Raw genomic sequence first — 8369 nt, forward strand, 5'->3', positions numbered from 1 at the left:
ATTAATATCATTTTTATTAATGCCGGAAATCAATTTATTCATCAAAGAAATTACAGCTTTATTTTTATTATCTGATGCAAAAGAAAGATCGGCAGACGTGTCTATATTTACCATTGTCAGGTTACGGTATTTTTCCCGACCAAATAAAAATGATGAAGCGGCACTGGTATTCACAACTGCGGAGTTGATTTTTCCAGAAAGAAGCGCGTTCAAACATTCATCCATTGTGTCGAAATATGTGATTTCCGAAAACTTAGAAATATCTGAATTTTCAAAATATTCAGCAGCGCGTTTTCCTCTTAAGACACCAACCTTCTGAATAAACTTTTCATAAGTCATTCCCTGCACATAAATAAAAGAAAAACTTGTAGCAAGGGCTGGCATGGAAAGGGCAACTTTATTTTCTTCCGCAGAATAAGGGTCGTATAAAAAAGGAAAGACGATATCAATTTCCCCGGATTTAAGGGCATTTATAATCTCAGTTTTATCTTCGTAATAAGAATATTTTACAGGAAGCTCGTATAAGCCAAATTGGGTTTTTAATTTTGCTAAAATAAAGTTTACGACTCCAGAATTATCACGCAGGCGATTTTCTGGCGAAAAGAGAAAATCATTCTTAAAGCAGCCTACATTCAGACTGGTTTTTCCTGAAAGCCATTCCTTTTCGTTAGGAGAAAGACGTTTTGTCATAGATGTATTCGAAAAGTATTTTCCCCAGAGATTATTGTTGTAATATGGATTTGAAATATAAAGTGATGCCTGAGCCTCATTTAATTCTTTCAATAAATCTGGGCGAGATTTAGAAACAGCAACAAAAATATCAGAAGAACCGATTTTTGCGATAGGTTCCCAGTCAAAGTTGGAAATTAAATCTATTGCAAGGAAAAGATCGAAATTACCCTTATTAAACTCTTCTTCACTCACTGCATCAAAGGGAACAAGAGAAATATTCAACTTTACATCGTGATGCTTAAGCCATTCCATTAAAAGGTCGTACTGATATGTTCCTTTTCCAAGTGCAATGGATTTTCCGTTCAAAGAAGAAAGATTCTCAGCTACAACATCCGGATTATGCTTATTTACGTACAAATAATAATTTTCCTGTGCCATAGGATAATCTGAATAATCAAAAAGTTTACTGCGGGCTTCAGAATAAGAAACATCGGTAAGAATATCTATTTCTCCAGAAATCAGTTTCTTATAAAGTTCGTCCCAGTAACCGTAAACATATTCAAAATCCCAGTCTGTATAAGAAGCAAGTGTCTGCAGGTATTCATAGGAAAAGCCGGCTCTCTTCCCATCATCAGAAGTGTATTCCATAACTTTTCCGCCGTCTTTGAAATACCCTACTCTTACAGGCTTAGCATAAACAAAAGATACCGCCAGGGAAATTAATAATGTACTTATAATTTTCTTCATACATTTTATTTTACTCGTGAATTCATTATTAAGGAAATTTTATTTTTTGAATGGGAAATTTTTCAACTAACTATCTTTTGTTCAAAAGTTAACTAACTATCGATTGTTATAAATTTAATAAGGATGATGGTTTCACGTGGAACATGAGAGAAGTTCGCTGGCGAACTTCTTGATTTAGGGTTTATTACAAACCCTAAAAAACGGCGAAGTCAAAGCTTTAAGCGTAAGCATGCCTTGACTCGACGTATAAATAAAATATTCTAAAATCTGTTTCACATGAAACATCATCATAATTTTTGAAAGAGTTTCACATGAAACACCCCTTCTCCCACTTATCCACAATGTGTGGAGAAATTGTGGATAAGTCTGGAAGTTATCCACATAGTTAACATCTTATCCACAATTTAATAATAAGTATGTTCCACGTGAAACACAGCCTAAATACACTCTGATTTTGATTGATTATTATATATAGGAATTCACAGATACTTGAAGTTTTATTCAGTTTAAAAATAAAAGGGCTAATCAATCCGTTGATTAGCCCTTCGCCTGATTAATATCACCCTTAAACTATTTTAAATAGTTGTTACCCTTAATATAATTATCAGTTATTTATCAAAAATTGTCAACAAAATCTCATAAATAACTGAATAATTTTTAACTTTTTTCAATAATTATGTAATTCTATATATTATATAGAATTACTCGTCTTTATCCTGAATTTTGTCAATTCCGACAAGATAATCAGGTTCATTTACCTTTACAAGGGTTACACCAGAAGCTCCAGCTCCCTGCTCCTTAATATCTGTTGCCTTAAGGCGCAAAGTCTTACCCTGGCTGGTCATAAACACAAGTTCATCCTTAAGTTTTATGTCCAGTGCTCCAATAATTTCACCCTTAGAATCTGTGTTTCCAAAGATTCTCTGTCCGCCTGTTCCGCGTCCATGTGTATTAAAGTTTTCGAATGATACGCGTTTTCCATAACCTTTTTCAGTTACAAGAATCATACTTGAATCATCTTCAACTTTTACAGCTGCTGCAATCTCGTCACCTTCAGAAAGCTTCATTCCCTTAATACCACAGCTTGCACGTCCCATCTCGCGGACAGAATCTTCTGTGATGCGAAGAGCCTTACCTCTGCGGGAAATCATCATTACTTCAGCATTACCACTTGTCTGGATTGCGCTTACAAGTTTGTCTCCTTCGTGGAGTTTAATTCCAATAATTCCCTTTGCACGGGCATTTGTGAATTCACTTGTGCAGACACGTTTTACAGTTCCTTCAGATGTAATCATAAAGAGGTACTGACTGTCGCTGAATTCCTTGAGGGAAACAACAGTTGTAATTTCTTCATCCGGCCCGATTGAAAGAAGACCTTTGATGTGGGCACCGCGGCTTGCTTTTTCTGACTCTGGAATTTCGTGCAAGCGAATCCAGTAGGCACGTCCAAGGTTTGTAATGAACAAGAGATAATCTTTTGTAGAACCGATAAAGAGCTGCTTGATGTAGTCATCTTCAAGAAGGTTTGTGCTGTTGCTTCCAGCCCCTCCCCTACCCTGCTTCTTGTACTTAGAAACAGAAACGCGTTTGATATAACCAAGGCGGGAAATCATTACAACCATGTCCTCGTCCTTAATCATATCTTCAACATTGATTTCTTCTACTTCATCAGCAACGATATCTGTGCGGCGGTCGTCACCATATTTTTCTGCAAGCGCATTTGTATCAGATTTAATCAGCTGCAAAATCTTTTCATGGTGATCAAGCAAATCCTGCAGGTAATCAATCCATGCCTGGAGCTCTTTAATTTCCTTCTGCAAATCTTCAATAAGAAGATGTGTAAGGCGTTTGAGCTGCATATCAACAATTGCCTGTGCCTGCTCGTCATCAAAGTCAAAGCGTTTTTCCAAAGCAAGTTTTGCAGATTCTGTATCGCGGCTTTCCTTGATGATTTTGATTACTTCATCAATATTGTTGATTGCTGTAATCAAAGCTTCAAGAATGTGCATGCGGTGTTTTGCAATCTTCAAATCATAAATTGTACGGCGGGTAATTACTTCGTCGCGGTGATTTACAAAGTGAGCAATCAGCTGCTTAAGATTCAAAACTTCCGGTTTAAGATATTCAGGTTTAAGTGTAAGAAGTCCCGGCTCGTCGTAACGTGGAGCTCCCTCTTTTTCCTGTGGAACAAGGGCAAGGTTGATTACACCAAAGTTCGACTGCAAGTCAGTTTTTGAGAAAAGCTGATTGAGAACAATCTTTGTTATAGCGCCTTTTTTAAGGTCTACTACAAGACGCATACCTGAACGGTCAGATGATTCATCGTTGGCATTTGTAACGCCTTCAATCATCTTGTCGCGGATAAGCTCTTTAATGCGGCGGATAATGTTTGTTGTGTTCACGCCGTAAGGCACTTCTGTAAATACGATAGATTCACGTCCGTGCTTATCAGTTTCAATTGTAAACTTAGAGCGGATTACAATCTTTCCACGTCCTGTTGTATAAGCCTTTTTAATTCCAGCCTTACCGTAAATAATACCGCCTGTCGGGAAGTCCGGTCCTTTAATATGATGCATCAATTCATCAATTGAAATTTCCGGATTATCGATATAGGCAGAAATTGCAGAAGCAACTTCGCGAAGGTTGTGAGTTGGCATGTTTGTTGCCATACCAACCGCAATACCTGTAGTTCCGTTACAAAGAAGGAAAGGGAATGCAGCAGGAAGAACTGACGGCTCTTTTGTAGTGTCGTCAAAGTTCGGAATCATATCTACAGTATTTTTAGAAATGTCAGAAACCATCTCTTCGGTGATTTTAGACATCTTAGCTTCGGTGTATCGGTAAGCAGCGGCAGGGTCACCGGCAATTGTACCGAAGTTTCCCTGTGGAGTTACTGTTGTATAACGCTGAGCAAAATCCTGACCAAGACGAACAAGTGCATCGTAAACAGAAGCGTCTCCGTGCGGGTGGTAATGTCCCAAAACTTCACCGACGATTGTCGCACACTTTTTAGTCTTTCCGCCGCTTGCTAGATGTAGAGTATCCATTGCATACATGATTCGACGGTGTACAGGTTTAAGACCGTCACGAACATCTGGCAGAGCACGCTGAACAATTACCGACATCGAATAGTCAATGTAAGCCTGTTTTACTTCATCCTCAATCGGAATTTTTATAACTGTTCCACCTTCAGGTGTTTTAATTTCTTCCAACATTTTTTTATCCTATATCAACTAAATATCGAGGTTTGCGTAACTTGAGTTAGACTCAATGAATTCACGGCGAGGCTCAACTTCCTCACCCATACATACGCTGAAAATTCTGTCTGCTTCAACTGCATCAGGAATTGTTACTACGCGCATTTTTCGGTGAGCAGGATCCATTGTTGTTTCCCAAAGCTGTTTTCCGTCCATTTCACCAAGACCTTTATAGCGCTGAACTTCTGCCTTATTTCTCTGATCTCCAAGAGCATCCAGAGCGGCATCACGTTCTGCATCACTGTAACAGTAAACTGGTTCTTTCTTGCCAAGCTGTACACGGAAAAGTGGAGGCATAGCAAGATATACATAACCGTTTTCAATAAGCTGAGGCATGTAGCGGAAGAAGAAGGTCAAAAGCAAAGTGCGGATATGTGAACCATCGACATCGGCATCGGCCATAATGATGATTTTGTGATAGCGCAGTTTATCTATATTGAAGTCTTTTCCAAAGCCTGCACCCAAAGATGCAATTACAGGTTCAAGCTTATCGTTGTTCATTACTTTTTCAGGGCGAACTTTTTCTACGTTAAGCATCTTTCCCCAGAGAGGAAGAATAGCCTGAGTTTTTGGATCGCGGCCTTTCTTTGCAGAACCACCCGCAGAGTCTCCCTCGACTATGTAAACTTCGCAGAGTTCAGGATTTTTCAAAGAACAGTCAGAAAGTTTTTCTGGAAGACCAAAGCCGTCGCTCATAGTCTTTTTGCGCATATTGTCTTTTGCCTTGCGGGCTGCAATACGTGCCTTAGCTTCATCAATACCTTTTTTAAGGATTGCTTCCAGAGCATTAGGATTCTGTTCAAAATAAACTGTCAGCTTTTCTTTAAGAATCTGGTCAACGATTGTTCGTACTTCTGTGTTTCCAAGTTTTTCCTTTGTCTGACCTTCAAATTCAGGTTCAGGAACTTTCATGGAAATTACGGCTGTAAGACCAGAACTCAAATCTTCATAAGTAAGCTTTTCGTCTTTATCAATCAGCTTTTTAAGCTTTTCGTTTGATTCAAAGAATTTGTTCAAAACAAAACGGATGGCAGATTTAAAACCTTCAAGGTGAGTACCACCATCGCGGGTATTAATGTCGTTTACAAAAGTATGAATGTTTTCTGCAAATGAATTGTTGTACTGAATAGAAACTTCTGTAATTACATCGTTTGTTTCTTCGTTGATATAAATTGGATCTTCAGGAACAACTCCCTTACCCTTATTCAATTCTTTTACGAATTCGTTGATACCGCCTTCAAACTTAAGAATTTCTTCTTTTGGATTTTCAAGACGTTCATCGCGGAAAATAATTACGATACCACTGTTCAAGAAAGCAAGTTCACGAAGACGAGTTTTAAGAACATCAAAATCATACTGAGTAGTTTCTGTAAAGATTGTTTTATCAGCCTTCCAGCGGATTGTAGTTCCGTGCTCATCAGATTCACCGATTGTTTCTACCTTAGTTTTTGGAACACCAATTTCAAAGCGCTGGCGGTAAATATGGCCGTCACGTTTTACAGTTGCTTCCATCCAGTCAGAAAGAGCGTTTACACAGGAAACACCTACACCGTGCAAACCACCAGAAACCTTATAAGAACCCTTATCAAACTTACCACCGGCATGAAGTCGGGTCAAAACAAGTTCAAGGGCACTTACATGTTCTGTCGGGTGCATATCAACAGGAATACCGCGTCCGTTATCTTCAACGCGTACAATATCGTTCTGTTCAAGGGCAACTGTAATCTGAGTACAGAATCCAGCCATTGCCTCATCGATTGAGTTATCAACTACTTCATAAACAAGGTGATGAAGTCCACGTGGTCCAGTAGAACCGATGTACATACCCGGTCTTTTTCGGACTGCTTCAAGTCCTTTCAAAACCTGGATATTACCAGCATCATAACTATTAGCCATTACTTTTTCCTTTGTATGATTTTTTCAGCTATTTGCCGTGTATAAAATACTATATATATGAGAATTTCATTATATTAAATTTTATAACAACTTTCTATAACTAATGCTTGTTAGGTTCAATAATTTGCTTGAAGAAATTGATGTTCTTTAAGATAATAAAAGAATGTCAAAAAATATGTATCATGAAGCATGGAACTATGCTTTAGAAGAACTTCATAATCAATATATTTCAGAAGATAGAGAAAACGAGTTTATTTTTAATTTTAACATAAATTACGTTAGTGATGAAAACAATGTAATTACTGTTTGTGTTCCATCACCATTTATGAAAAATCAGGTAACTTCAAAAGGTTCACTTGAAATTATTCAGAATAAACTTCGTGAAGTAACAGGATTAAATGATTTAACTTTAGACTGCATTGTAAATAAGGATTTTAAATCAGCTGAAATTCCTTCGGATGATGATAAAGAAGAGTCTAAGGCTGCGGAATCCGCACCAGCCGAAACCCAGACAAAAGCTCCGTCAGCTACCGTATCCAATTCTAAAATCGAAAGTGAAAATAATTCGCCAAAGCAGACTCCAGTAAAAAAACATCCTCAGCTGAGTGAAAACTTCATTTTTGAAAATTTCATTCCCGGTGATAACTCTATGTTTGCTTACAATGCAGCTATTTCTGTTGCCAAGGAACCAGGAAAAGCCCGCAACCCTATTTTGTTTTACGGCGGCTCAGGTCTTGGAAAAACTCACCTGATGCAGGCAATCGGAAACTACATTTATAACCAGAATCCAAAACTTAAAATCTGCTACATTTCTGCAGAAAGTTTTACAAATGAATTTACCGATTCCATCCGTACTAAAAAAACTCAGGAATTTAAAAACAAATACCGCGGACTAGATATTCTTCTTCTGGACGATATTCACTTCTTACAGGGAAAGGAACAGACACAGGAAGAGCTCTTCTATACCTTTAATGCCCTTTTTGAAAAGAAAGCTCAGATGGTATTTACCTGCGACCGTCCTATCCGTGAAATTAAAAACATGGCAGACCGTCTTGTAAGCCGCTTGAACAACGGACTCAGCATTGATATTCAGATTCCAAAATTTGAAAACCGCTATGCAATCCTTCAGAAAAAAATTGAACTTCAGGGAAAGCAGCTTAGTCCTGAAATTATTGAATACATTGCTAAAAATATTGAAACAAACGTCCGCGAACTTGAATCAGCTTTAACAACAGTTTTCTCTTACGAAGAGCTTACCGGCCGTCCTCTGGATTTAGATTCTGTAAAAACTCTGCTTCATGATCTTATTCAGACAAACAATGCAGAAAATATTTCTCTGGAAATCATTCAGAAGGTTGTAGCAGACGCTTATCAGATTTCTGTAGCAGATTTAAAGGGTAAAAAGAAAGATAAAAAGTATGTTGTTCCACGCCAGATTTCAATTTACATGGCTCGCGAAATGACAGAAATGTCTTTTATGGAACTTGGAAATGAATACAGCGGAAAAGATCATTCTACAATTATGTACGCTTACAAAAAAATTGCAGATTTGATGAAAACTGATCCAAGCCTGGAAAGCAGAATTGAAAATCTTATGAGGGAAGTAAAAGAGTATAAAAAGTAGAAAAATTGTGCATAACTTAATTTTTAAAGTGGATAAACTAACGAATATTAAGTAAAATGTGGAAAAGTGGAAAAAATGTGATTTAAAACCCCTTACTAATCTACATTTTAAAACCTTAATTTATAAAGAATTAAAATGTTTTTCCACAATATAAACAGGGCTTATTATTACTA

Annotated in this window: 4 protein-coding genes; 1 reads left to right on the forward strand and 3 read right to left on the reverse strand. The window is 37.5% G+C overall.

The annotated features are described in order from the left end of the window. From MSI_RS12390 to gyrB, 3 genes are all read right to left on the reverse strand, one after another. On the reverse strand, positions 1-1419 hold a 1419-nt coding region (locus MSI_RS12390; protein ID WP_039924922.1), incomplete at its 3' end, for a transporter substrate-binding domain-containing protein. 701 nt (positions 1420-2120) lie between these two features. Continuing rightward, the gene (gyrA, locus tag MSI_RS12395) at positions 2121-4631 is read right to left on the reverse strand and encodes a DNA topoisomerase (ATP-hydrolyzing) subunit A (protein WP_039924925.1); all 2511 of its coding nucleotides are present in this window, start codon (positions 4629-4631) and stop codon (positions 2121-2123) included. 21 nt (positions 4632-4652) lie between these two features. Continuing rightward, complete coding sequence (gene gyrB / locus MSI_RS12400; RefSeq protein WP_009107608.1) at positions 4653-6572, reverse strand: DNA topoisomerase (ATP-hydrolyzing) subunit B; 1920 nt, start codon at positions 6570-6572, stop codon at positions 4653-4655. 163 nt (positions 6573-6735) lie between these two features. Between gyrB and dnaA the strand changes: the two genes are divergently transcribed. Next, the gene (gene dnaA / locus MSI_RS12405; RefSeq protein WP_155815622.1) at positions 6736-8196 is read left to right on the forward strand and encodes a chromosomal replication initiator protein DnaA; all 1461 of its coding nucleotides are present in this window, start codon (positions 6736-6738) and stop codon (positions 8194-8196) included. The last annotated feature ends 173 nt before the right edge of the window (positions 8197-8369 follow it).

This window comes from Treponema sp. JC4 (assembly GCF_000260795.1).
Taxonomy (GTDB): Bacteria; Spirochaetota; Spirochaetia; order Treponematales; family Treponemataceae; genus Treponema_D.

Bases quoted from the DNA above. Each gene is read 5' to 3' on its own strand.
- gyrB (WP_009107608.1), bottom strand. From the start codon at position 6,572: ATGGCTAATAGTTATGATGCTGGTAATATCCAGGTTTTGAAAGGACTT.
- dnaA (WP_155815622.1), top strand. From the start codon at position 6,736: ATGTCAAAAAATATGTATCATGAAGCATGGAACTATGCTTTAGAAGAA.